Here is a 24719-nt window from a genome sequence, read left to right as displayed (position 1 = left end):
ACCGTCGAACGCTGTGATCGAAGAGCCGACCGCTCCCGCGACGATGACGCCAGCCCTCAGGACTCACACACGACGACGCGGCTGCGTCGAGCCTGCTCGGAGCTGGTTCCGGAACGACTGTGTCCTCCAACAGATCCTCGCCCGGGCCGCCGGGCCCGACCACTCGAACGGTTGAAGGCGCCGGACCATGCAACCTGGTCGGCGCAACGCGGGGCAGCGGACTATCGGACCGATCATGTGGAATGGGCTCGCACGATGGGGGAGGTGTATGGACCAGCCGGTCTCGGTCGATGTCGTCCGCCTGGACTTCGTCAACCACGCGATGGCCAACAGCGGCATCTCGCCCGTCCGACGCCTGAGGCTGCGCGCCGCGAAAGATCTGCACGACGTGTGCGTCGAGGTCTCCGTCGTCGACGGTATGGGCGAGCTCCTCGTGACGCCGTGGGCCCGGTCGCTCGAGGTGGTCCGTGCCGAGCGTCCGGTGGCGTTCCAGTCCGTTCCGCTCCTGCCGGACCCGCGGCGGATGGCGGCGGTCGAGGAGACCCACCAGGCGACGCTCCTCGTCCGCGTCGATGCCGGCGGACAACAGCACACGCATCGCGAGCCGCTGCGGGTGCTGGCCCACCACCACTGGGTGCTCGATCCGCTGGAGCACCGGCTCTCGGTCGAACTGCTCGCCGCCTTCGTGCTCCCCCATCACCCCGAGATCGCCGAGGTCCTGACGGCCGCGCGCGACCACCTCCGCACGACCACCGGCGACCCCTCCATGTCGGGCTACCAGCGGGGCCCCGAGCACGTCGACGCTGTGGCCGGCGCGATCTACCGGGCGGTCCAGGACCGCGATGTCGCCTACGGGGTGGCGCCGGCCAGCTGGGAGCACACCGGCCAGCGCGTCCGCACCCCCGAGCAGGTCCTGCGCACCGAACGTGTCGGTACCTGCCTGGACACGACGGTGCTGCTCGCCGCCGCATTCGAGCAGGCGGGACTGCACCCGCTGCTGTGCGTCCCCGCCGGGCACGCGTTCGTCGGCTACTGGCGCGAGGAGGAGCTGGGGCTCTCGCAGGTCGCCGCCCACGAGATCGGCACCGTCACCAATCTCGTCGATCTCGGACGGGCCCGATTCCTCGAGACGACCGTGGTCACCTCCGGGCCGTCGTCCCAGACCTTCGACGAGGCGTGCGCCACCGGCCATCGTCAGCTCCGCCAGGCCGGCGACGAGCTGCTGCTCGGGGTCGTCGATGTGCGCGAGGCCCGCCGCAACGGCGTCGTCCCTCTCCCGGCACGTCACATCGACGACGGCGGCTCCGTCGTGATCACCGTGCAGGCGCCCGCGACGCCGAGCGCGACAACACCGACCGAGCAGCCGCCCTCGAGGCCTGTCCCGCACACCGGGCAACGAACGGACGACGCACCCCCGCGCGTCGCCGTGTGGAAGAACGCCCTGCTCGATCTCACCCGGCGCAACCGACTGATCAACTTCACCGCGGGACCGTCGGCGACCCGGCTCGCTCTCCCGGAGTCGGCGCTGGGCGAGCTCGAGGACCGGCTGCATCAGGGCCGCACGATCAAGCTCCACGCGGCGGACGACCTGCCGGAGGTCCGACGCGCGCAAGGCGTGACGTCGGCCGGCGACCTCCCCGACGACGTCCTCACCGACCGGCTGCGACGCCAGCAGGTCTTCACCGAGCTCGACACCACGAGCTTCGCGGGCCGGATGCGGACCCTGCAGCGCAAGGCGCGGACGCTGCGGGAGGAGTCCGGCAGCGCCAACCTCTACATCGCCCTCGGCACGCTGCAGTGGTCGGCCGCGGACGGGAAGCCGCTGCGCTCCCCGCTGCTGCTCCTGCCCGTCGTGCTCACTCTCGGCCGACGCGGGCAGCCCCCGACGCTGACCCTCGACGAGGGCGGCGAGACAGCACCGAACCTGTGTCTGCTCGAGAAGCTGCGCACCGAGCTCGGCATCGAGCTCCCGGCCCTCGCCGATCCGCCCGTCGACGAGCACGGCATCGACCTCGCCGCCACGCTGCGCGCCGTCCGCGAGACCCTCGCCGAACGCGACCTCCCGTTCTCCGTCCGCGAGAGCGCCGACCTCGCGATCCTGCACTTCTCGAGCTTCGTCCTGTGGCGCGACCTCGACGACCACTGGGAGCGATTCACCGCAGCTCCGCTGGTCCACCACCTCGTGCACACGCCGACCCGCGAGTTCACCGACCCGGTCGCCGCACCGGCCCCGAGCGACGCGGACCTCGACGCGCTGGCGAGCGTCTGCCCGGTCCCCGCCGACTCGTCCCAGCTGGCCGCGGTCGCCGACGCCCGGGCCGGCCGGACGTTCGTGCTGGAGGGCCCGCCGGGCACCGGGAAGTCGCAGACCATCACCAACCTGCTCGCCCACCTCGTCGCCGCCGGCAAGCGGGTGCTCTTCGTCGCCGAGAAGCGCGCCGCGCTCGACGTCGTCCGGGCGCGGCTCGACCAGGTCGGACTCGCCGACCTGGCCCTCGATCTGCACGACAAGGCCGCCAAACCGTCGACGGTGCGGACCCGGCTGCTGCGCGCGCTGGACGCGGGCGCGGAGGTGGACGTCGACGGGCACCGCGTCGCCGATCTCGACCTCCGCACGGCCACCGGCCGCCTGGCGCGCTACCGCGACCTCGTCCACGGCGAGAACGCCATCGGCCTCAGTCTCTACTCGGCCCGCACGGCGGTGCTCGCCGTCGGCGAGGGCCCGACGCTCGAGGTCGCCCGGGCCTTCGTGACGGGCGCCGACCGCGACGTCCTCGCCGACCTCCGGCACCGCCTGCGCAACGCGCCGGAAGCGGTGTGGCACGCCCGCCCGCGCCGTCACCACCCGTGGGGCTTCGTCCGCGGTACGGCCACCGTCGACACCGCGGCGGCCGCCGCAGGGGTCCGGATCGCCGACGGCGCGCTCGCGGTGCTCGCCGGGGCACCGCCGAGCGTGCGCGGCGTCCTCGACGCGGCCACCACCGCCCGCGAGCTCCACGTCGCCGCGAGCGTCGCCCGGCCCGGGCGACCGCCCCTGGCCCTGCTCGACGAGGTCCTCTCCCCGCGGTGGGAGGCCGCGGCCAGCGAGCTCCGTCGGGCCGTCGACGGATTCGTCGCCGCCCAGCGGCCCGCCCTCGCCACCGCCCGCCCCGAAGCGGTCGCGCTGGACCTCGACGGGCTGCACCAGCAGGCCGTCACGGCGGACGCGGCGTTCGTCATCGGACGGAAGAAGAAGCAGCTCGCGGTCCTCGACCGGCTCCGTCCCGGCCTGCGCGACGACGCCGCCCCCGACCGCCGCACGCTCGCCCCGCTCGTCGACGACCTCCGCACGCTGCGCACCGAGATCGCCGACCTGCGCCGCCGGGCGGTCGCCCTGCCGGGCATCGCGCTGCCCGAGGACTGGAACCCCCTGGTCGAGCCCGACCGCGTGGGCGCGCAGATCAGCGCCCTGCAGCGCGAGGCCCGCGCGACGTCCCTCGCCGCGCTGCCCGAGGGCCCGTTCCGTGACGCCGTCCGGGCCCACCTCGTCGACCCCGCGGTGAACGACCCGCGGTGGCACGACGCGTTGACGCGGCTCGCCGGCGGCCTCGGGGCGGCACTCGACGCCGCCGGGGCCGAGCAGGACGCCACCGACCGCTGGCGAGACGGTGCCGGCCTGGTGGCGGCCTGGGTCGCCGAGGCACCGGCCCGGCGCGCCGACGTCGACACAGGGTTCGTCGCCCTCCGGCGGTGGGACGAGCTCCGGGCGGTCCTGGAGCCGCTGGTCCGCCACGGCAGCGCGGCGACGGCCGACGCGGTGCTCGACGGCGGGGTCGGCGCGGACGAGGTCGTCGCGGCGCTGGAGCGCGGCCTCGCGGCGGCGGCGCTGGAAGAACGGCTCGAGACCACCGGGCTCGGGGCATTCGACGCGGTCGCCCACGAACGCGCCGTCGCCGCCCTGACCGCGAGCGCCGACGAGGTGCGCCGCCATCTCGTCGACGTGATCCCACGCCAGGTCCTCGACAGCCGGCGGATCGACGCCGAGACCACGCGGGGACGGGTCGGGGAGCTGCGTCGCGAGCTCGGGCGCCAGCGCGGCGGTCTCTCGATCCGCCGGCTCCTCGCGCGCTACGGCGACCTCGTCACGCAGGTGACGCCGTGCGTGCTGGTCGGGCCCGACTCCCTCGCACGGTTCCTCGCGCCCGACGCGGTCACCTTCGACCTGGTCGTGTTCGACGAGGCGTCCCAGATCCGGGTGGCGGACGCGGTCGGGGCGCTCGGCAGAGCCCGCGCGGCGGTGGTCGTCGGCGACTCGAAGCAGATGCCGCCGACCGTCTTCGGTGGAGCCGGACTGGACGACGGCCCGGGCGACGACCCCGACCCGACGCTGGAGACCGTGCCCGAGGACGAGGAGTCGGTGCTCTCCGAGTGCGTGCAGGCGCGCGTCCCCCAGCGGTGGCTGTCGTGGCACTACCGCAGCCGCGACGAGTCCCTCATCGCCTTCTCCAACCGGCAGTACTACGAGGGCCGGCTGGCGTCCTTCCCCGCGCCCCCGCGCGACGACACCGGGGTGTCGTTCCGCCGGGTGCCGGGCCGCTTCCACCGCACCGCCACCGGGGACGGGCCGTTGCGCACCAATCCTGTCGAGGCACGGGCCCTCGTCGACGAGGTGGTCGCCCGCTTCGCGCGCGACGAGGAGCCGTCGATCGGGATCGTCACCTTCAACATCCAGCAGCGCGATCTCGTCGACGAGCAGCTCCGCGCGCTCGACGACCCCCGCATCACCGATGCGCTCGAGCGCGACGACGGCACCGGGCTGTTCGTCAAGAACCTCGAGAACGTCCAGGGCGACGAGCGCGACCTCGTCCTGTTCTCGGTCGCCTTCGCCCACGACGCCCGCGGGAAGCTGCCGCTGAACTTCGGGCCGCTGAACCGGGCCGGCGGGGAGCGCCGCCTCAACGTCGCGGTGACGCGGGCGCGGCGGGAGATCGTCGTGTTCTGCTCGTTCGATCCCGCCGACCTGCGCGCCGAGGACACGTCGGCCGTCGGCATCCACCACCTCCGCGCCTATCTCGAGATGGCGGCGGGCGGTGTCGAGAGCTCGGGGGACGCCGCGGCGCGACCCGTCTCGGCTCGTGACCGGCACCGTGACGAGCTCGCCGCAGCCTTGCGGGCGCGGGGCTACGCCGTGAGAACCGACGTCGGGCTCTCGGAGTTCCGGCTCGACCTCACCGTCGCACCGCGCAAGGCACCGGACGAACCCGCGCTGGTCGTCCTGCTCGACGGTCCCGGCTGGTCACGGCGGCGCACCGTCGGCGATCGCGACGGCCTGCCGGCGAACGTCCTGGAGGGCGCGCTCGGGTGGCCCCACGTCGCGCGGGTGTGGCTGCCGAGCTGGCTCGCCGACCCCACTACCGTCCTGGACGGCCTCTGTACGCGCGTCGAGAGCGTCGTGCGGGGTGAGGACCCCGAGCCGCCGACCCCTCGGGAGGAGAGCCCGGAGTCATCACCTGGGCGGGCTGTCGAGCCGTCGCCGCCGCGTCGCCGTCACCATGCCCTCGGCCTGACGCGCCTGGCGCCGATCGCCGCCGAGCAGCCTCCGCAGTCCACCGCGCCCGCTCCCGACGCCGCAGCCGAGCCGGGCTCCAGTGTCCGCATGCCGTTCCGCCCGTGGTCGGTCGTGCCGCGCGGCGAGCGGCAGGTGCTCGACAGCCTGCCGCATCCCCGCTCGCGTGAGCTGGTCAGGCACGCACTCGCCGAGGTCGTGGCGGCCGAGGGGCCGGTCGAGGCCGCCCGCCTCGCTCGGACGGTCGCGGGGGCCTTCGGGTTGTCGCGGGTCAACGCCGACCGCCGCGACGCCGTCCTCGCCTGCCTCCCGACCGACCTCCTGCGCGACGCCGAGGGCTTCGTGTGGCCGCCGGGCACGGACCCGCGCACGTGGACCGACTACCGGGTCGCGAACGGCGAGGCCGAACGCAAGCTCGAGGAGATCCCTCTGCGGGAGATCGCGAACGCGATGGACGACGTCGAGTCCGGTACCGGCGGGATGGACGAGAACGAGCTGTTCCGCGACACCCTCGCGCTGTTCGGCTTCTCGCGGATGACCGACGGAGTTCGCGGACGGCTGGCGTCGGCCACCCGGCACCGGCGGCCGCCGTCGACCGAACGCTGAAGTCGGGAGCCGATCATGTCTCCGCCTCGATCTCGACCTCGGCCACGGCCTCGAGCCGGACCCGGAGCTCCTCGTAGAGGGGTTCTGCGTTCTCGTCGGTCTCGAGCATCACGCACAGGGCATAGGCCTGGGTCGGCTCGTCGTCCCAGCGCTTCGTGTTGCGCACGACGACGACGAGGTCGGTGCCGCGATAGTGGGCGTCCCAGGCTTGGGCGAATTCCACCGTCGCACACTGGTTCGCGGCATGACATGACGCAGACGCGGCCGGTTGCAGACCGAGGTGGTGGCGCCTGAGGTCGGCCGGCGCTCCGAGCTCGACGCGCGCATCCTCTTCGTACTTGCGCCGGACCTGATCGAGGTCGACGCCACGGAAGACATGGACCTGCATTCGGTTGGCGAGGTAGTCGAGGCGAGTCGCCCGTACTGGCGGGTCGTGGGCGACGGTGGCGCGCACGACGATCTGTCGGGCGCGGAAGAACGCCCCGGGGATCGGGACCGTGTAGAAGTGAACGCCGTCGACGGGGAGCTCGGCCTCGGCGAGCAGCATCGCCCGGTGATCAGTGGAATTCGTCGACCGTTCGGCGTTCACCTTGCCGTGCCCGGTGAGGCGTCGCCGCTGCTCGCGGGACTGACTCTCAGTCTCGCCCTCAACGACTGCGGGTACGTCCTCGACGCCGGCGAGGACGAGCGCGCGGACCGCGTTGGCCGTGAGATTCGGGTATCGATCGAGGACACGCGCTGCGGCGTGCGCCACGATCGGCGCCGCGAAGCTCGTCCCGCTGCCAGAGCTGAGGAGACGGTCGGTCTCTCCCCCACCCGCGGCTCCCACGATGTGCGACGTGCGGACGTCATCCGCGACGCGCTTCTCTCCGATGAGGAACGTCGGCGTCCCCGCTGGCGCCACCAGCTCGGGCTTCACGGCGTTCTCCACGCCCGGCCCACACCGGGTGTGCGCGCTCGGATGGTCGGGTCGACCCATCGGTCGTTGGTGGACGTCGTCGCTGTGAGGACGCAGACCCTGGCGGTAGCCGCCGACGATGCCTCCGGTCGTCAAGGCCAGGGACGCCATCGCCGGCGGGAGGAGGCTTGCCTCGCGATGCTGGAGCAACCACTCGGGATAGCGGTGCTCGAGCCCGTCCTCCCGCGGGAAGTCGGCGCTGACCGTGTTGCCGGCACTTACGACGATGACCAACCCACGACTTCGAGCGAGCCGGTCGACCACGGCCGCGACCGGCACGGGGCCCGGCGGGCGGTAGGGGCTGCGGAGATCTCCCAGTGACAGGACGATGATCCGAGCACCGGCGTCAGCGGCAGTGGCAACAGCGAGCTCGAGGTCTCGCTCCCACAGCTCGGCGTCGGGGAAGAAGTCGTTCTCGTCGAGCACCCTGACGCTCACGAGCCCCGCCGCAGCCTGGACCGGGCTACGACCGTGGAGGTGCTCCTCGAGCGAGCCGTACAACGCGAGGCTCGCGACGAGCGTGCCGTGACCGCTGGCATCGTGAGGCGGTAGGCCGCCGACGCTCGTCGCGGTCCGTAATGCCGGCCGGATCAGAGGATGTTCGGCCCGGATTCCTGAATCGACGATTCCGACGATCGGTGATCGGCTCGCCGGTGGGCGTACGGCTGGCAGTTCGTCGGCGGCGGCGCGGAAGGCGGAGAACCGCCCGAGTACGGGGCGCGGGCAGCGACGGATCGCCCTGACGCGTTCCGTGGCGGCGATCTCGACCAGTCGGGCGCCGGATACGTCAGCACGGAAGGCCGACAGACCGACCCGCAGATCGAGCGCAGAGTCCTGGATCTCGGCCCCCGCCTGCTCGAGGATCCCTCGCAGCTCAGCATGCCGACGCTCGGCCTCCGGGCGGTCGTCCGGGCACCACCCGCTCACATCGACCCTGACGACCTCGTCGCCGTCGCGAGGGAGGGCGGAGTCGAGGACGTCGTCGACGGAGAGGGACCGGACTCGACGGACGCTGTCGAACAGTGCCTCGTACGGAGCGCTCACCTGGCCGGACGACGGGCCACCCTCGTAGGCCTCGCAGCGGCGGACGAACTCACGCATGTCCGGCTCGGTCGGAAACGCGACCATCACCGACTCGTCAATGGCTTCGATGACGGTCAGCCCAGCGCGCTCGACCTCGATGACGGGGACCCGTCGGTGGAGGTCGAGCATGATCACGGACTCGGGGTGTATCCCGAGCACGGTCGTCCGAGAGCGGTGACGAGCGCGAATGGTCTCGGCCTGCGCGAGGAGGTCCCGCGCGTGGCGGCGACGGTCAGGGTGATTCAGTGGCCCCCGGCCGCCTCCAGTGCGTTCACGGAACCGTGGTCGAGGGCGTAGCCACGCCCTCAGGGCAAGGTGCGGATGGTCGCGAACGGCGAACATGTCAGGGACGTCATGTTCGCCGACCACATGATCGACGTTACGAAGTTCGTCGCTCGAAGGGTCCTACTCGGAGGAACTCGGCCCTTCCCCGACCGGAACATCACCCGGTTGCCCCAACGCGCGGCGCCGTTGACGGAAGCGTTCGAGAGCGTGCTCGACATCGGCGGAGCTCACGGTGCGGCGATCGTCGACCAGCGCGCGGCGCACGGCCTCTCGCGCCACGAGCTCGACGTCCGCGGCAGAGGCTCCATCGAGGCGCCGTGCCCAAGGCGTCGCCGGTGGATACGCGTCCATCACCCGAAGTCGGAGGTCCAGCAGCTCTGCGCGCTGCTTGAGGTCGGGCTCGGTGAAGATCACGACGTCGTCGAACCTGCGCCACAGCGCACTGTCGAGCGAACCGGGGTGGTTCGAGGTGGCGACGACCACCGACTCACCCGGGTCGTCCTCGAGAACCTGCAGGAGCGTGGCTGCAACACGCCTGAGCTCGCCGTGGTCGTCGGCGCGCCCACGGTCCTGCCCGAGGACGTCGACCTCGTCGACGAGCAACAGGCACGGGGCCGCGCGAGCGAACTGCACAACGGCATCGAGATTCCGACTCGTGTCACCCAGGAAGGAGGAGGTGATCGCAGTGAGCGACGCGTGCGCCACGGGCACGCTGAGCTCCGCGGCTAGAGCCTCGGCCGTCGCGCTCTTGCCGGTGCCGGGCGGCCCGACGAAAAGGAGGCGCGACCGGGGACGCACCCCGTAATCGAGCAGCGTGGAGCGGCGACGATGCTCCCTCGCCACCTCGACGAGGAGTCGACGGACGTCCGCGTCGAGCACGAGATCGGCCTCGTCGTACCGAGCCTTACCGACCCGGAGCAGCGGGCGGTCGTCGCGGGCCTTGGGGATCGGGCGGAGCGAGGTCGGCGCTCCGAGTCCGGGACCCCTTCCCTCGTTGAGCTCCCTGTCGAGAGCCGACGCCACGGCATTGTGGCCCGCTCGCCGCTCGTCGTCGACGATCTCCGACACCACACGACGGAACTCGCCGTCGTTCCCTCGGCCGTATGCCGCGACGAGGCGACGGACGAGGTCAGCTCTCGCCATGATCGCCTCCTCGAACGTATGTTCGAACTATCCTCTGTTTGGCACCCGTCGGCAAGCATCCCCGACCCGATCCGTGCTGCACCCACGGCACTCCCGACAGGGTTCACGGGATCGGCGAGCGGCGTTCAACGGCTCGACCGGCTACGCCACTTCGATCAACGCCACCACGGAGATCGATGGAACCGATCGGCGCGCCGTCGAGTCCAACCCCGTGGTGTCGGTCCTCGCCCTGGATCGCTCGTTGCCATCACGGAGTCACCTATGCCGACCCGGCGTGAGGAGGAAGAGATGGAGAAGCCCAGCATTGGGTTCTACGACCAGCTGGTCGGCTACCTCGCCGCCGAGGGCGCGGTCGACGAGGACCGCGAGCAAGGGGTCGGGGTGCTGACCGTTTTCGATCACCGGCCGCTGCCGGTACCGCTCCGCCTGCACGTCACGCCAGCAGCCTTCGACGGACACCTACGGGCGATGGCACCGGACGCCGCCCTCGTCTTCCCCGACGTCGACTCCCTGGAAGCCGCCTGGCGGCTGTTCCTCGTCCATCTCGAGGAGGCTGTCCAGACCGCGAAGCCCGGGGAGACCGAGCTCGTCCTCGACCGGTCGGGAGTGTTCGCGCGAGAGGCGTGAGCGTCAGACGTCGACGAGCTCCAGCACGTAGGTCGAGCCGTGATCCAACTCGATCAGGCCAGACAGGGTCGCGAGGTCCTCGATGCCGTCCCCACCGATCCGGCAGATCGCGTCGACTGACCACATCCGCACGCCGTCGGACACGAGCGACCAGAGCATGCCGTCGGCGGCCCAGAGGCACGGCTCGACGACCAGTCGACCCGTCACGGCGAGCTGCCCGTCCGCCGGCCACGTCTCGTCGGCGCTCGCCAGTAGTGGCTGGACCGCGCCGGCCGACAGGACGGGCGGGGCCTCGTCGCTGGGCAGCAGCACCGTGCCCGTCACCGTCGTGACCGGCACCGGGTCGCCTTCCTGCGCCACGCCTGACCCTCCGTCCGAGGGCGTCGACGACCCCACCTGCAGCGCGAACCCGAGCCCCGCGTACCGGCCCACCGCGAGGCCGTCGTACTCGCCGCCCGCGATCGTGTGGTGCGGGACGACCGCGACGAGACGCACCGCGCCACGCGATGGCTCACCCCCCGCGCCCGCCCGACGACCGCGCGCAGCCACCACCCCGAGCAGCGATCATCCCGTGCCCTCGCTGTGACCTACCTCACTTACAGCCCGACAAGGCTGTCCCGAGGACGCACGACTCGGAGGGGGCAGTCATGGCGAGGTTGGACGGCAAGGTCGCGATCATCACCGGTGGCGAGAGCGGGATCGGGCGGGCGTCGGCGAGCGCGATGGTCGACGAGGGCGCGCAGGTGCACCTCATCGGGCTCGACGCCGACGCGCTGAAGCGGGCGGTCGCCGAGCTCGGCGACGACAAGGCCGCGTGCACCCAGGCCGACGTCACCGACGAACAGGCCGTGCAGACGGCCGTCGCCGAAGCGATCGAGCGGTTCGGGCGCCTCGACGTGGTCTTCAGCAACGCCGGCAACACCGGAGCCGTCGCGCCGATCGAGGACTACCCGTCCGACGAATTCGCCCGCACGCTGCAGATCCACGCGCTCGGCGCGTTCCACATGATCAAGCACACCTCGCCGCACCTCGGCGAGGGCGCGAGCATCATCATCACCTCCAGCGTCGTCGGGCTGATGGGCTTCGGCGGGATCAGCGGCTATGTCACCGCGAAACACGCCCAGGTCGGGATGATGAAGGCGGCGGCCAAGGAGCTCACTCCGCGGAGGATCCGCGTCAACTCCCTGCACCCCGGCCCCACATCGACGCCGTTCCAGGACTCGATCGAGATGCGGGCGACCGGCCTGGGCCAGCAGGAGGCCGCCGCAGCGTTCGACGAGCTCGTCCCGCTCGCCCGGCACGCGACGCCGGCGGAGATCGCGAAGACGGTCGTCTACCTCGCGTCGGACGACAGCGCTTACATGACCGGCGCGACGGTCGCCGTAGACGGTGGCCTGACGATCTGACACGAACGGGCGGTCTTCGTTCTCGCGGTCTGTCACCGGCTGGTCCGTTTCGCTGCAATGTGCCCGCCGGAGGTGGCCGACCGAGGGGGCGACGTGACGAGCACGGAGACGAAGATCGGCGGAGCGTGCGGGGTGCTGGCCGCGGTGGCCATGATCCCGGCCTACGTGGTCGGCACCCCGAACCAGCCGCGCACCCCGGAGGAGGCAGCCGGCTACTACGAGAGCGCGGCCGGCTTCGTCACGGCGAACGGCGCGCTGCCGTTGCTGCACGTCCTGCTGGGCCTGGTGTTCCTGGGCGTGCTCGTCCACGTCCTGCGCCGGGCGGCCGGCCCGTCGGGTGCGGTCTACGTCGCGCTCGCGGGCGGGGTGCTCTTCTTCGCCCTGACGTCCGCAGGCTTCGCGGCCGAGGTCGCCTACCCCGCCGCGGTCGTCCGGTTCGGCGAGATCGTCCTGCCCGCCCTCGCCCAGCCGCTGCTGGCGCTGGCGGTCTGGAGCTACCACTACGCGCAGATCGGGGCGGCCGCGATGATCCTCGCGACCTCGCTCGTCGCGTACCGGTCGAAGGCCCTCCCGGCGTGGGTCGCCGGCGCCGGCGTGCTCGGCATCCTGCCGCTGCTGCACCTCTGGCTGCCGCTGATCGCCGCCCTGAGCAGCCTGCTGTGGTTCGCGGTGATGGGCGTGGCGCTGCTCGTCGCGCCGACCGCGGCCGCCACCACGGACCGGGCCGCCACACCGGCGACCGTCTGACGAGTCGCCGCTCCGGAGGCGTGGCCACCGGGACCACACGGGTACTGGCGCGACGGAGAGCAAGCCGTCGAGAAGGAGGCCACGACCGTGTCCCACCAGCCGCCCGACCCCTACCAGTTCCTGCCCGACGTCGCGTCGTTCACCGTCACCAGCACCGACGTCGCCCACGGGCAGACGCTCCCGAACGCGCACGTCAGCGGGATCATGGGTGCCGGGGGCGAGGACGTCACCCCGCAGCTGGAGTGGTCGGGCGCCCCCGAGGGGACCAAGAGCTACGCCGTCACCTGCTACGACCCCGACGCGCCGACCGCCAGCGGGTTCTGGCACTGGGCGGTCGTCAACATCCCGGCCTCCACCACCAGCCTGCCCGCCGACGCCGGCGACCCCGACAAGGGCCTGCTGCCCGAGGGCGCCATCACCCTGGCCAACGACGCCGGCGCCAAGCGCTTCATCGGCGCCGCCCCACCGGCCGGGCACGGGGCGCACCGGTACTTCTTCGTCGTCCACGCCGTCGACGTCGAGGACCTCGGGGTCGGCGCCGACGCCACGCCCGCGTTCCTCGGCTTCAACCTCTTCTTCCACAGCATCGGACGCGCGATCATCACCCCGACCTACGAGATCACGGGCTGAGCACGACGGGGGGCGGCGGTGGAGGGTGACGACGGCCGGCCGCTGCCGTCCCTCGACCGCGTGTCGGCGCTCAGTGACGGCATCTTCGCCATCGCGATCACGATCCTGATCCTGCCGCTGACCGACGTGCAGGTCCGGGATGGGCAGGTCCTCGCCGACCTGCTCGCCCTGGGCCACCAGTTCCTCGCCCTCGTGATCAGCTTCGCGGTCATCGGCGGCTTCTGGGTGCTCCACCACGACGACCTGATGGCCCTGAACGGCGCCAGCCGGCGGCTGCTCGTCGCCAACCTCGTGTTCCTGTTCTTCGTCGTGATGCTCCCGTTCCCCACCGGGCTGCTCGGCGACGGCGACAGCGTCACCGCCACGATCATCTACGCCGGCTCGATCATGGGGACGGCGCTCAGCTCGCTGGCGCTGTGGCGCATCGCCGAGCAGGACAACCTGGTCAAGGAGGGGTGGGCACGCCGCTGGGGGCACGGCAAGTACTGGGGCACGGCCGCCGTCATCGCGGGATTCCTGCCGTCGATCCCGATCGCCTTCGTGTCGCCGACGTGGGCGCGCATCAGCTGGGCGCTCGCGATCCCGCTGGGCATGGTCGCCGACCGGCTCGAGGCGCGGACGGCGGTGCGGGCGTGAGCGAGCAGGTCCACCCCGACGACGTCGACGCCTGGCGCGCGTGGCTCGCCGAGCACCACGACCGCGGCGAGGGCGTCTGGCTCGTGACCTGGAAGGCGCGCACCGGGCGCCCGACCGTCGGCTACGAGGAGTCGGTCGAGCAGGCCCTGTGCTTCGGCTGGATCGACAGCACCACGCGCTCGCTCGACGACGAGCGCACCGCGATGTGGTTCAGCCCGCGCCGGCGCGGCAGCGGCTGGGCCCGCTCGAACAAGCAGCGCATCGCCCGGCTCGAGGCAGCCGGGCTGATGGCGCCGCCCGGCCGGGCGCTGATCGACGCGGCGAAGGCCGACGGCAGCTGGACGATGCTCGACGACGTCGAGGACCTGGTGGTCCCGCCCGACCTCGCCGCGGCCTTCGACGCCCACCCCGGCGCCCGCGAGCAGTGGGACGGGTTCTCCCGCTCGGCGCGCCGCGCGATGCTCGTGTGGCTCGTCGAAGCCAAGCGACCAGCGACGCGCAGCACCCGCGTCACGCAGATCGCGGAACGGGCTGCCGTCGGGGAGAAGGCGCATCCGCGGGCGTGAAGCACGGACGTGCCGGGGTAGCCGGGCGCCCATGATGACCGTCATCACCCACGTCACCCTCACGCCCGGCCGCGAGCCGGAGTGGGACGCGGCGATGCGCGACCGCCTCGAGACCGCCCGCGACAAGGAGGGCTGGGTCGGCAACCAGCTCGTCATCCCGCTCGACGCGCCGCACGAGCGCACGGTGATCGGCACCTGGACCACCCGCGCGGCGTGGGAGGCCTGGCACGCCGACGAGGCGTTCCTCGAGACCCGGGAACGCATGGAGGGCCTGCAGGAGGGGCCGAGCGACATGAGCTGGTACGAGGTCGTCTCGGACGAGCGCGCCTGACCGTCAGGGCACCTCGACCCGCCGCGCCACGATCACGCGGTCGCTGTCGTTCCCCCGCGCCTGGCGCAGCTCGGGCGGGCGCGGGCGGAACCCCGGGACCGTCGCCAGACCGAGGGTCTGGTCGTCGACGACGAGGGTCGCCGGGCCGTTGAGCTGCAGGTCCACCAGCGCGCCCTCGCGCGGGACGTCGTCGAGCTGGAGGCGCAGCGGGCCGCCGCTCAGCGGCGCCGACACCGGCGGGCGCCCGAGGTAGGACACCGTCACCGAGGACGCCGGGGCCTCGGAGCGCACCGCGATCGTCGGGGCCCCGCGGGGCGACGACACCTGGAGGCGCACGCCACCCGGGGTCCGCTCGGCGACGGCGACCGGTGCGGGCAGGCCGAGCGGGGGCGCCGACCCGCTCCCCACCGGCTCGTCGAAGCCCTCGACCACGACGGGGGGCTCCGGCGCGTACGACCGCGTCCAGTCCGCCGGCGCGGTGTCGGTGGTGACCCAGCGCGCGACGCCGGTGTCGGCGTCGAGGGCGTAGTCGAGGCTCGCGCCCTGCGGTGCCCGGGCGTCGGGGCGGTCGAGGAACAGGCCGCCGGCGGCGAGGATCAGCACCCAGATCACCGCCATGATCGGCAGCGCGTAGCCCCGCACCTGCCCGGGCCGCGGGAGCGCCGAGAGGCCCGCGGCGATCGGCACCCCGACCAGCGTGAACAGCGCGACCGGCAGGCCGTCCGACACCCCCGCGACGTCGTACGACGCGACCGCGAACGGGATCAGCAGCGCCACCGCCGGCACCGCGCCGAGCACGAAGAACGGCGCCGCGAGCCACGGCCGCTCCCCGGCCAGGGCGACCACGATGAGGCCGAGCGCCAGCCCCACCACCGGCCACGCGAGCATGAACACCGAGCCCGGCGCGACCACCGCGAGCCCCACCGCCAGCAGCGCGAGCACCAGCAGCGACCCGGCCGCGAACGCCATCCCGCCGGGCCGGCGCCGCAGCAGGCTCACCATCAGCGTCACCACGACGAACGCCGCGAGCCCGGCGGCGATCTCGTACATCAGCGGGCGGCCGACGAACGGGCCGGTGTCGGCATACGACGGGCGGATCGCGACGAGCGCCTGCCAGAACCCGATCCCCACGGCGAGCGCGAGCACCAGCGCGAGCAGGTAGCCGAAGAACCCGCCGACCACCCCGCCGACGGTCGCCGTGCGGCGGGCCCGCGCCACCACCACCAGCACGATCGCCAGCAGCAGGGCGAGGCCGGCGAGCGGCCAGGCCCACCAGCTGTCGTAGGTCACCGTGTAGCCGAGGACGGTGAAGTAGGTCGCGTCGCCGGACGGGGGCAGGCCGGACGCGACCGGGTCGAGCGGGGCGAGGTCGGTCGCGCCCAGCGCGCGGGTCAGCGCCAGCGCGTTCCCGCCGTGGTTCTGCAGCGAGGCCCGGCTGAGGTTCGGGGGGACGTCGCCGGGGGTGTGGTACTGCTCGGCGCCGCCGATGAAGGCGGCGTTCATGCCCGGCCGCCCGGCGGCGAGCACGGGCGTGAGGTCGGTGTCGTTGGGCAGGAAGCGGTAGATCTCGACCTGCGACGAGTCCCCGCGCGGGGCCGGCACCGAGCCCGCCCAGGCGTCGACGAGCCCGGCGTTGCCCGGCGAGGTCTGGAACAGCATCGACGGGCCGGAGACGCCGCGCGCCTCCCAGTTGAGGACGACGGTCGGACGGTCGCGCGGCATCGAATCCCGCACCCAGGCCCGCGCGCCGTGCAGGCCCGCCTCCTCGCCGTCGGTGAGCACGACCGTCACGTCGTTGCGCAGCGGCGGGCCGGCGCGCAGGGCCCGGACCGTCTCGAGGATGGTCGCGACGCCGGACGTGTCGTCGGCGGCGCCCGGCCCGGCGGCCACCGAGTCGTAGTGCGCCATGAGCACGACCGCGCCCGTGGGGTCGGTGCCCGGCAGGGTCGCGACGACGTTCTCGACGCGCGCCGCCCGCGCCTGCCCCTCCTCGGCGGCGATCGACGCCGTCGCCTCGACCCGCGGCGCCAGGCCCTCGGCGGCGAGCCACCCGACCAGCGTGTCGCGCGCCGCGTCGGAGGCCGGGGACCCGATCGGGCGCGGCTCGCGAGCGAGCTGATCCACGACGACGGCCGCCCGATCCGCGCTGAACTCGGCCGGCGGGGCGGACGCGGGCACGGGCTCGGGCGGCCCCTCGAGGACCACGGCGTAGACGCCGACGATCGCGAGCAGCACCACCGCCACCAGGCGCCCGATCACGGCGAGCACGGTGCCGTACGCACCGCGCGACCGCCAGGGACGAGCAACAAGATCGGCCGTCCGGCCGTGGCGTGATCGACGTGGTGTGGGTCACGGTAGGGGGACAACGTTGTCTGGAGCTAAGGAGCCGCGAGCATGGGACAGCTCGACGGGAAGGTCGCGTTCATCACCGGAGCGGCACGCGGCCAGGGCCGCAGCCATGCGCTACGCCTGGCGCAGGAGGGCGCGGACATCATCGGCGTCGACCTCTGCCAGCAGGTCGACACGGTGCAGTACGCGATGTCGACGCCCGAGGACCTCGCCGAGACAGCCAAGCGGGTCGAGGACCTCGACCGCCGGATCGTCACGCGCCAGGCCGACGTCCGCGACCGCGGCGCGCTGCAGGCGGCGTTCGACGAGGGCATCGCCGAGCTCGGGCGGGTCGACATCGTCCTGGCCAACGCCGGCATCGCCAACCAGGTCGGCGGCGAGCCCGACGACGAGGAGCGCGGCTGGCAGGACGTCATCGACATCAACCTCACCGGCGTCTACCACACGGTGCGGGTCGCGGCGCCGCGCATGATCGAGCAGGGCGACGGCGGCGCGATCGTGCTGACGAGCTCCACGCAGGGCCTGTCGGGCCGCGGCGGCGACGGCGGCGGCGCGATGAGCGGCTACGCGGCGGCCAAGCACGGCGTCGTCGGGCTGATGCGGACGTTCGCCCACTGGCTCGCCCCGCACAGCATCCGCGTCAACACCGTCCACCCGACCGGCGTGAACACGCCGATGGTGGTGAACCCGCAGCTCGAGGCATGGATGAGCGAGAACCCGGAGAAGGGCGACGCGCTCGCGAACCTCCTGCCGGTCGAGATGGTGGAGGCCGTCGACATCTCCAACGCGATCCTCTACCTGGTCAGCGACGCGGGCCGCTACGTCAGCGGCGTGACGCTGCCGGTCGACGCGGGGTTCAACGTCAAGTGATCGACGATCTCGCCGACGTGCGGGAGAAGGTCGCCGCGCGAGTGGTCGGCCGGGAGCGGGAGCTCGACCTGCTCCTGGCCGCCGTCGCCGCCGGGCGCGACGTCCTGCTCGAGGGCCCGCCGGGGACGTCGAAGTCGACGATCCTCGGCGCGATCACCGCGGAGTGGGGCGTGCCGATGGTGTTCGTCGAGGGGAACGCCGACCTGACCCCGACGCGGCTGGTGGGCCACCACAGCCCGGCGCGGGTGCTGCGCGAGGACTACTCGGCCGAGACGTTCGTGCCCGGTCCGCTGGTGGAGGCGATGCGCTCGGGCGGCTTCCTCTACGTCGAGGAGTTCAACCGGGCGCCCGAGGACACGCTGAACACGCTGCTCACGGCCATGGCCGAGCGCCGCCTCGCGGTACCGCGGGTCGGGACGGTGGACGCGGCGCCGTCGTTCCGCGTGGTCGCGACGATGAACCCGTACGACACGATCGGCACGACGCGCCTGTCGACGTCGGTGAGCGACCGGCTCTGCCGCCTCGCCGTCGACTACCAGGATGCCGACGCCGAGCAGTCGATCGTCGCGGCGCGCACCGACGTCGACTCCGCGCGCCTGGTGGCCGACGCCGTCGCGCTGACGCGCGCGACCCGCGGGCACGAGGCGATCCGGCAGGGCAGCAGTGTGCGCGGGGCGATCGACCTGGCGCTGGTGGTCGACCGGTTGGCCCGGCTGCGGGGGGTCGACATCCCGGACCACGGGTCGCTGCGGGACCTGCCCTCGTCCTACACCGACCTCGTCCTCGACGGGATGCTGCTCGCGCTCTCGGGGCGGATCCACCTCGACGAGGTCGTGGAGGCGACACCCGAGGCCGTGCTGCGGTCGATCTGGGAGTCGTACTTCGTGCTCGACCCGGCGCGCGCCGAGCCGGGTTGAAAGCAGGTCGCGGCGGAGAGCCCCGTGTCCCGGCGGTCGACGCGGCCGCTGCGCCGCAAACCCAAGACGCTCACCGACGAGCCGGCGCTGTACGAGCGCGCCGGGGCGGGCGGCGGGCTGGTGCTCTCGGAGGGCACGCGGCGGCGCCGGCGCGGAGACCGGTCGGTCGGCGGCCCGACGGCACCGGGGGCTTCCGACGAGCCGGCCGAGGTGGTGGCGCTCGAGGACCTGGGCCCGTCGAGCGTCGACGACGTCGCCCGCGCCCGCTCGCGGCGGATCGCCCGGCGCCTGAGCCTGCGGCCGCCGACCGCGCAGGACCGGCACACCGGGGTGGCGGGGGAGCTCGTCAGCACGCGCTGGCACGGGGCGGGCGACGACCTGGATCTCGATCCGACCATCGAGGTGCTCGCCACCAACCCGCTGCCCGAGGACGAGGACCTGGTCGTGCGCGAGCGCCTGCGCACCGCCCGCACGGTGGTGCTGGTCGTCGACGTGTCCGGCTCGATGACCGGGGAGCGCGCGCTCACCGCGGCCGCGACCGTCGGCGCGCTGGCCGGCGAGCTGGGCCGTGACCGGCTGGCGGTGGTGGCGTTCTGGTCGGACGCGGCGGTGCTCGTGCGGCCCGGCGAGCGCGTGGCCCCGCTCGCGGTGCTCGACCTGCTCCTGCGCGTGCCCACCCGCGGGCTCACCAACGTCGCGTTCGCGCTGACCACGGCCGCGCGGCTGATCAGCCGCGCCGGGTCGGGCGACGCGCGGGTGCTGTTGCTCTCGGACGCCGTGCACAACGCGGGCCCCGACCCGCGCGGCATCGCCGGCCGGCTGCCGCGTCTCGACGTGCTGCTCGACGTGTCCGGCGAGCGCGACGACGAGCTGGGCCGCGACCTCGCCAGCGCCGGGCGGGGGCGCTGCCGCCTCGTCCGCGACCACCGCGACGTGGCGCCGGCGCTGTCAGCGATCTTCGCGCGCTGAACGTCCGTCTGAGCCTTCCGTCAACGGCTGTTCTGAGGCCGTCCCGTCCGCCGGTACGTCGAACAGCGAGAGCACGTTGCTCTGTAAGGATGAACTTGGCGCTTGGCGTAAGACCCAGCACGCCCCTGCCGATAGCTCAGCGGTAGATACCGACGCAGCTCGCCCTCGGGCCGCTCGGTCGACGGGGGGCCGCTATGGAACCACATTACTGGGACGCGGCGCGCAACACGATTGTTGCCGCCATACTCCTTCCTATAGGACTGCTGATATCGTATTCGATAGTCAGAGTGTTTGGACGAGTTCGACGGGCTCTGCCGAGGCGACGGGCTGCGCCCGTCGTGGTACATCCGTTGAACTTCGAGCATTCGTTGAGGGAGTTCGTGGACGGCCAGGGCGTCCAGCTCTTGGAGCTCCCTTCGAAAATTCGGGACTATCTCGCCTGGGATTCGACCACGGATGTAGCGCTCGCCCCCGGCCCAGTCGGTCCGATCACCCCGCAAATCCCCGCCGCGTTCCCCGACGCCGAGGCACCAGCGACGTCAATCGCGGCCCAAGTTGCACAGCTATTTCGACCTCGACATCAGCCAAAGATCAATCTAATTCTTGTCCCGGAGGTGCCTGCGTCTGGATTCGCCGTCGGAGTTCAGATTGTTAGGACCCCAGGAGACATCCTTATCGGCGCGAGAAGTGTCCAGGCAGGTGACCTGAAGGAACTCACCTACAAGGTCGGGGGTTTTTGCGCGGAGATTGTGCTCGAACAGCCCGAGTTCTCTAGACGAGCGCCCCGCTGGGAGCACTGGACGCCACAAGCTTACACACTCTTTAGGATCGGCCTGTACTTTCAGCGCCACGATCTTTCTGAGGCACACGACCGTCTGACCGAGGCGGCAAAGCGTTGCCCTGGAAACGTCCAAGTAGCTCTTTATCACGGCAACGTTCACGAGAAGATGGGTCAGTACAAGAAGGCTGCCGAGGTCTACGATGCTGCAGCCTGCCTTTGGACCAACAACATCGACCTGATCTATCGACTCGCTGCGGCAAAGGCTAACTTCGCAATGACGAACCGGCGGCTCAGAGTCCAGCAGCGGGTACGACTGATGGAAGACGCCAACAAGAGCTTGAGGTACGCGAGACGAAGACTTCGGAAGCCATTTGTTATCTGGTCATATGTCATCACTTTCTGGCCGTTTCGGCGCGACCTCGGGGAGAGGCGCTACTGGCTGTCTTGGCTGATCGCGGATTCTAGTCATCGGTCGCTATTCCGCCGAAGCAAGGGCTTTGAACTTCGCAGGGCCCTCGAGGTTGCCGTAGAGGCCAACGAACTCTATCTCCACTCTATCCGTCACGACCCTGACGACGTTGACAAGACCCTGGCCGCACGAGACTCCGTGCGCAATTCATGGATCAAGGTTCGTCGAGCCGTCAAGCGCAGTCGCGTCGGGTGGCTTACGCATTGGACGGCCGCATGCTACTTCTCACGCGCGTCCCTCCTCCCCAAAGAGTTGCGACTCGAAGGCGAGTGGAGGGACGATCGCAAGAATATGATGCGGATGGCCGAGACTGGCCTAGGGATCGGAGGCGATGGCGAGCCGAACTCTTGGGAGACTTACTGTCAGGAGAGGGCCGTTGGCCAAATCGGAAGCGTCGTACGGAATCCTTACTGCCAACTTGACTTCAATCTCCTTCGCGAAGACCCTGACATGAAGCCTCTTCGGCGCGCGTTCAAGGGACGTAGCGTCGCAGTATTAGCAGGCATCGACGACAAGCTCTTGCGGGAAAGTGTCGACATTCCCATGCAATTGTCGTGGGAGAGGCAAGGCCTCCGCAAGATAAGGCGCGAGGCCGCTCAGCTGTTACTCAAGTCGATGCGACTCTCTCGGGATGACCTGAGGTAGAACTCATGCGAACTTCGCGCGACCGGGCGACCGGGCGACCGGGCGACAAAGGGTGCACGCCCAACTTACTCAGAGTTTCCTTGACTCGACCCTCATCGTGTACTCACCCCTGGAACACATCCTGCCGCTGAACTCATTGAGGTCGAGTAGTGCGTACGCCCTCAACCTGACCCGTCCCGGCTGCGACCGGGACGCTGGCTTGATCCGACTCGCGCTGACACCATCACCGCGACGACCACCGGCCACACCGCCTGCGCCAGGATCAGGATCCGCTGCGAGAGGCCGTACCAGGTGCCGGTGGTGACGAGCTGGACCGTGAACCAGACGACGAGCACGGACAGGACGACGAACGCGACCGCCGAGGCGACGCGGAGTCTCCGGTCCACCGTCGGCGAGGCCGCGAGGGCCAACGTCCAGAGCGTGTAGGCGGCCCACGCCAGGCCCCCGGTGACCATGTGGACCAGCGAGTAGCCGCCCACCGGCTGCGGGCTCAGCCCGGCCACCACGAGGAACGCGCCGCCCGCGGCGAGCAGGCGCCACGCGGAGGCGGGCACGCGCGGGCGCAGCCCGAGCGCGGTGAGCACCGTGAGGGCGCCGACGAGCACGAGCGTGCCGGCCATGATCCAGCGGCTGGTGGCGCCGAGCCCGGAGAGCGCGCTCGCCGACTGGTTCCACGGGTCCGGCAGCGGCTGGGCCGACTGCGCGGCGAGGAGGCCGACCACGAACACGGCCGGCCCCAACATCGCGAGGACGACGGGCGACGGGCGGAAACGGCGCACGGGCCACCCCACGACGACGATCGGCCACACGGTCTCGCCGAGGATCAGCGCGCGCTCGGCCATCCCCAGCCAGGTGCCGTCGGTCCAGGCCTGCGCGCACAGCCACGCGAGCAGCCCGAGCATCCCGGCGACGGCCACCGCCGAGCCCCGGCGCAGCGCGGGGTCGAGGGTGCGGTCGGCGATCAGCGGGACGGGCCAGAGCACGAAGGCGATCGCCGCGGTCACCGTGCCGGCCATGTGGATCGTCGAGCTGCCGTGCGCGGGCTGGACGGCGAGCGCCGCGACGATGACCGCGATCCCGCCGCCGCCGAGGATCGCTCGCGCCGCCGTCGGGACACCCCGCAGGCCGGCGGCGATGAGCACGTAGAGCACGCCGAGCAGGGTCAGCGCGGCGCCCATGATCCAGCGGTCGGTGGCGCCCCGGCCCGCGAGCGTGCTGATCGTCTGCCCGATCGGGTCGTAGGTGCCGGCCGGCTGCACGGCCTCCGCGACGAGCGCGCCGACGATCAGCACGACGGGCGCCGCGAGTGCCAGCGCGAGGAGCGTCGGGCGGCGCAGGCGGCCGAGCGCCTCGGGCATCAGCGTCACGGTCGGTCCCCCCTCCCCGGAGATCCTGTCAGGCCGGCTCGCGCAGCATCAGCCAGGTCCGGGGCCCGGCGGTGTCGGGGACGGCCTCGCGCACCGCGGTGAAGCCGACCCGCTCGTACCAGGCGACGTTCGCCTCGCTGGTGGTCTCGAGATACGCCGGGAGCCCGCGACGGTCGGCGTCGGCGAGCGTCGAGATCAGCAGCGTGGTGCCCACCCCGCGGCGCTGCCACACGGGGTCGACGCCGAGGGCGAGCAGGAACCAGTGCGGGTCGGGGACGAGCGCTCGGCGCTGCCCGTCGAGCCAGGAGGTGTAGGCGGTGAACCGCCGGAACGCGCCCGGCCCGAGCGTCACGGGGAAGGCGAGCATGCCGGCGCGGGCCATGCCGACCAGCGACATGCTCGTCGAGCCCGGCGGGAGCCAGATGGCGACACCGGCGTGCTCGGGCGTCGTCAGCGCGCGCCCGGCGAGCCGGCCGTAGCGCACGGCGCCGCGGAAGAAGCGGTCGAGCTTCGCCGGGCGCCGCGCCGGATCGGGGAAGACGAACGTGAACATGCCGTCGTCGGCGAACGCCCGCGCCGCGGCGGCCGCGGCTCCCGCGACGTCGTCCTCCCCCACCGGAACCGCGTCCCCCATGGCTCGGATGTTGCTCCGGCGAGGGCATCGGGTCCAGGTGTCGACCCGTGTCCTCAGGACACGGGTCAGCGACCCAACGTCGTGCTCGGCGCCTCGCCGAAGCGGGCCCGGTACTCCGCGGCGAAGCGTCCGGCGTGCGCGAAACCGTGCCGATGCGCCACGTCGGCGACGGTGGTGGCGCCCGCGGGGTCGAGGTCGGCGAGCTCGCGGTGGACGGCGTCGAGGCGCTGCCGGCGCAGGTAGGTCACCGGTCCGACGCCGAACTCCGCGTGGAAGATCGTGCGCAGGGTCCGCTCGCTGACCCCGGTGACGCGGGCCAGCTCGGGCGCGGTCGGGGGGCGGGCGGGGTCGGCGGCCGCGCGGTCGAGCACCCGGCGCACGACCGTCGACGACGCCGGCGGGGCGGGCGCGCGCAGGGCGTCGGTGAACGAGTGCGGGTGCCCGAGCAGCAGCGCCGTCGCTGCCGCGTTCTTCAGCGCCGCCCACACCCGCGGCGGCGGACCCTCCGGACCGGCCGCCGCGCACGTGCTGCGCACCAGCTCCGCGGCCCCGCTGACGGTGCCGCCGGCGCGCGGCATCTCGAGGTCGAAGGCCAGCGGGGCGTCCGGCGCGCGGCCGAGCAGGGCGGCGAGCTCGCGTTCCAGGTCCGACCGGTCGATCTTGAGGACGAGCAGGTCGAGGCCCGCGTCCCACCGCATCGTCAGCGGTCCGGACGACGAGAACACCGCGCCGTAGGCGGTGTCGGCGCGCACGCGCATGCCGCGGTGCTCGGCGCGGAAGCCGCCGCGGACGGGCAGGTGCACGGTGGCGAAGGCGTCGAGGGGGTGCGAGCGGATCTCGACCGCGGCGCCGTAGGAGAACCGCAGCAGCCCCAGGCCCTCGCCGGCGACCCACCTGACGTCGGCCCCGAAGGCGGCGCCGTCGCGGCTCACGGTCATGCGGTGGCCGGTCATGAGCGCCTCGGTGCGCTCGTGGGCGTCCTCGGGGTCGCTCGTGCGGAAGCCACCACGCAGCACGCCGTCACCTCCTCGGGCCGCGCTCGACGCTGGCCGGGCCGATCGGGGGTGTCAAGGCCCACAGTCCTGCCGCCGGAACCGGACGTCCTCGCCGGAAGTGGCTACCGGGCCGACGCCACCCGCTCCTAGCGTCCGGCGG

Annotated in this window: 19 protein-coding genes; 12 read left to right on the top strand and 7 right to left on the bottom strand. The window is 72.3% G+C overall.

Annotated features, from left to right (window positions below; all coding sequences use genetic code 11):
* The first annotated feature begins 268 nt into the window (after nucleotides 1-268).
* Nucleotides 269-6151: a DUF3320 domain-containing protein gene (locus tag ACFPK1_RS01975; RefSeq protein ID WP_378019209.1), complete on the top strand. Its 5883-nt coding sequence runs from the start codon at nucleotides 269-271 to the stop codon at nucleotides 6149-6151.
* Nucleotides 6152-6164: 13 nt separating this feature from the next.
* Here ACFPK1_RS01975 and ACFPK1_RS01970 read toward each other — a convergent pair whose 3' ends face one another.
* Complete coding sequence (locus ACFPK1_RS01970) at nucleotides 6165-8321, bottom strand: S8 family peptidase (RefSeq protein ID WP_378019549.1); 2157 nt, start codon at nucleotides 8319-8321, stop codon at nucleotides 6165-6167.
* A gap of 276 nt (nucleotides 8322-8597) precedes the next feature.
* Nucleotides 8598-9620, bottom strand: a complete 1023-nt coding sequence (locus ACFPK1_RS01965; protein WP_378019208.1) for an AAA family ATPase — start codon at nucleotides 9618-9620, stop codon at nucleotides 8598-8600.
* A 288-nt stretch (nucleotides 9621-9908) separates the two neighbouring features.
* On the opposite strand from ACFPK1_RS01965, the gene ACFPK1_RS01960 reads away from it, so the two are divergent.
* Entirely contained in the window at nucleotides 9909-10247 is a 339-nt protein-coding gene (locus ACFPK1_RS01960; RefSeq protein ID WP_378019207.1) for a hypothetical protein, read from the top strand.
* A 3-nt stretch (nucleotides 10248-10250) separates the two neighbouring features.
* On the opposite strand, the gene ACFPK1_RS01955 is transcribed toward ACFPK1_RS01960, so the two are convergent.
* Complete coding sequence (locus tag ACFPK1_RS01955) at nucleotides 10251-10742, bottom strand: hypothetical protein (protein WP_378019206.1); 492 nt, start codon at nucleotides 10740-10742, stop codon at nucleotides 10251-10253.
* 152 nt (nucleotides 10743-10894) lie between these two features.
* On the opposite strand from ACFPK1_RS01955, the gene ACFPK1_RS01950 reads away from it, so the two are divergent.
* The 6 genes from ACFPK1_RS01950 to ACFPK1_RS01925 all read left to right on the top strand — a co-directional run bounded on the left by ACFPK1_RS01950 (nucleotide 10895) and on the right by ACFPK1_RS01925 (nucleotide 14563).
* The gene (locus tag ACFPK1_RS01950) at nucleotides 10895-11653 is read left to right on the top strand and encodes an SDR family NAD(P)-dependent oxidoreductase (RefSeq protein WP_378019205.1); all 759 of its coding nucleotides are present in this window, start codon (nucleotides 10895-10897) and stop codon (nucleotides 11651-11653) included.
* A 93-nt stretch (nucleotides 11654-11746) separates the two neighbouring features.
* Nucleotides 11747-12400, top strand: coding sequence for a hypothetical protein (locus ACFPK1_RS01945; RefSeq protein WP_378019204.1), 654 nt, complete (start codon nucleotides 11747-11749; stop codon nucleotides 12398-12400).
* An 87-nt stretch (nucleotides 12401-12487) separates the two neighbouring features.
* Entirely contained in the window at nucleotides 12488-13030 is a 543-nt protein-coding gene (locus ACFPK1_RS01940) for a YbhB/YbcL family Raf kinase inhibitor-like protein (protein WP_378019203.1), read from the top strand.
* An 18-nt stretch (nucleotides 13031-13048) separates the two neighbouring features.
* Nucleotides 13049-13666: a TMEM175 family protein gene (locus ACFPK1_RS01935; protein ID WP_378019202.1), complete on the top strand. Its 618-nt coding sequence runs from the start codon at nucleotides 13049-13051 to the stop codon at nucleotides 13664-13666.
* On the top strand, nucleotides 13663-14232 hold the full coding sequence (locus ACFPK1_RS01930) for a YdeI/OmpD-associated family protein (RefSeq protein WP_378019201.1): 570 nt from the start codon (nucleotides 13663-13665) through the stop codon (nucleotides 14230-14232). The genes ACFPK1_RS01935 and ACFPK1_RS01930 overlap by 4 nt, the downstream gene beginning before the upstream one ends.
* A 31-nt stretch (nucleotides 14233-14263) precedes the next feature.
* Nucleotides 14264-14563, top strand: a complete 300-nt coding sequence (locus ACFPK1_RS01925; RefSeq protein ID WP_378019200.1) for an antibiotic biosynthesis monooxygenase family protein — start codon at nucleotides 14264-14266, stop codon at nucleotides 14561-14563.
* A 3-nt stretch (nucleotides 14564-14566) separates the two neighbouring features.
* Here ACFPK1_RS01925 and ACFPK1_RS01920 read toward each other — a convergent pair whose 3' ends face one another.
* A complete protein-coding gene (locus ACFPK1_RS01920) occupies nucleotides 14567-16822 on the bottom strand; it encodes a M20/M25/M40 family metallo-hydrolase (protein WP_378019199.1) in 2256 nt (751 codons plus the stop codon).
* Nucleotides 16823-16957: 135 nt separating this feature from the next.
* Here ACFPK1_RS01920 and ACFPK1_RS01915 point away from each other — a divergent pair, with 135 nt between their 5' ends.
* From ACFPK1_RS01915 to ACFPK1_RS01900, 4 genes are all read left to right on the top strand, one after another.
* Nucleotides 16958-17782, top strand: coding sequence for a mycofactocin-coupled SDR family oxidoreductase (locus ACFPK1_RS01915; RefSeq protein WP_378019198.1), 825 nt, complete (start codon nucleotides 16958-16960; stop codon nucleotides 17780-17782).
* Entirely contained in the window at nucleotides 17779-18699 is a 921-nt protein-coding gene (locus tag ACFPK1_RS01910; protein ID WP_378019197.1) for an AAA family ATPase, read from the top strand. The genes ACFPK1_RS01915 and ACFPK1_RS01910 overlap by 4 nt, the downstream gene beginning before the upstream one ends.
* Before the next feature lie 24 nt (nucleotides 18700-18723).
* Nucleotides 18724-19668 (top strand): vWA domain-containing protein, encoded by a 945-nt coding sequence (locus ACFPK1_RS01905; RefSeq protein WP_378019196.1) that lies wholly within the window; start codon nucleotides 18724-18726, stop codon nucleotides 19666-19668.
* Between the two features lie 380 nt (nucleotides 19669-20048).
* Entirely contained in the window at nucleotides 20049-21563 is a 1515-nt protein-coding gene (locus tag ACFPK1_RS01900) for a tetratricopeptide repeat protein (protein WP_378019195.1), read from the top strand.
* A gap of 161 nt (nucleotides 21564-21724) precedes the next feature.
* On the opposite strand, the gene ACFPK1_RS01895 is transcribed toward ACFPK1_RS01900, so the two are convergent.
* The 3 genes from ACFPK1_RS01895 to ACFPK1_RS01885 form a co-directional block, all read right to left on the bottom strand.
* Nucleotides 21725-22921, bottom strand: coding sequence for a DUF998 domain-containing protein (locus ACFPK1_RS01895; protein WP_378019548.1), 1197 nt, complete (start codon nucleotides 22919-22921; stop codon nucleotides 21725-21727).
* Nucleotides 22922-22958: 37 nt separating this feature from the next.
* The gene (locus tag ACFPK1_RS01890) at nucleotides 22959-23564 is read right to left on the bottom strand and encodes a GNAT family N-acetyltransferase (RefSeq protein ID WP_378019194.1); all 606 of its coding nucleotides are present in this window, start codon (nucleotides 23562-23564) and stop codon (nucleotides 22959-22961) included.
* Between the two features lie 65 nt (nucleotides 23565-23629).
* Nucleotides 23630-24580, bottom strand: a complete 951-nt coding sequence (locus ACFPK1_RS01885) for an AraC family transcriptional regulator (RefSeq protein ID WP_378019193.1) — start codon at nucleotides 24578-24580, stop codon at nucleotides 23630-23632.
* Nucleotides 24581-24719 lie beyond the last annotated feature (139 nt).

The organism is Actinomycetospora rhizophila (genome assembly GCF_042657905.1).
In the GTDB taxonomy this organism is placed as follows: domain Bacteria; phylum Actinomycetota; class Actinomycetes; order Mycobacteriales; family Pseudonocardiaceae; genus Actinomycetospora; species Actinomycetospora rhizophila.
The sequence above is the reverse complement of the archived record's forward strand: the minus strand, read 5'-3'. Positions and strand labels throughout refer to the sequence as shown.

Bases quoted from the DNA above. Each gene is read 5' to 3' on its own strand.
- ACFPK1_RS01965 (WP_378019208.1), bottom strand. From the start codon at position 9,620: ATGGCGAGAGCTGACCTCGTCCGTCGCCTCGTCGCGGCATACGGCCGA.
- ACFPK1_RS01890 (WP_378019194.1), bottom strand. From the start codon at position 23,564: ATGGGGGACGCGGTTCCGGTGGGGGAGGACGACGTCGCGGGAGCCGCG.
- ACFPK1_RS01950 (WP_378019205.1), top strand. From the start codon at position 10,895: ATGGCGAGGTTGGACGGCAAGGTCGCGATCATCACCGGTGGCGAGAGC.
- ACFPK1_RS01895 (WP_378019548.1), bottom strand. From the start codon at position 22,921: ATGCCCGAGGCGCTCGGCCGCCTGCGCCGCCCGACGCTCCTCGCGCTG.
- ACFPK1_RS01970 (WP_378019549.1), bottom strand. From the start codon at position 8,321: ATGCTCGACCTCCACCGACGGGTCCCCGTCATCGAGGTCGAGCGCGCT.
- ACFPK1_RS01960 (WP_378019207.1), top strand. From the start codon at position 9,909: ATGGAGAAGCCCAGCATTGGGTTCTACGACCAGCTGGTCGGCTACCTC.
- ACFPK1_RS01975 (WP_378019209.1), top strand. From the start codon at position 269: ATGGACCAGCCGGTCTCGGTCGATGTCGTCCGCCTGGACTTCGTCAAC.
- ACFPK1_RS01915 (WP_378019198.1), top strand. From the start codon at position 16,958: ATGGGACAGCTCGACGGGAAGGTCGCGTTCATCACCGGAGCGGCACGC.
- ACFPK1_RS01925 (WP_378019200.1), top strand. From the start codon at position 14,264: ATGATGACCGTCATCACCCACGTCACCCTCACGCCCGGCCGCGAGCCG.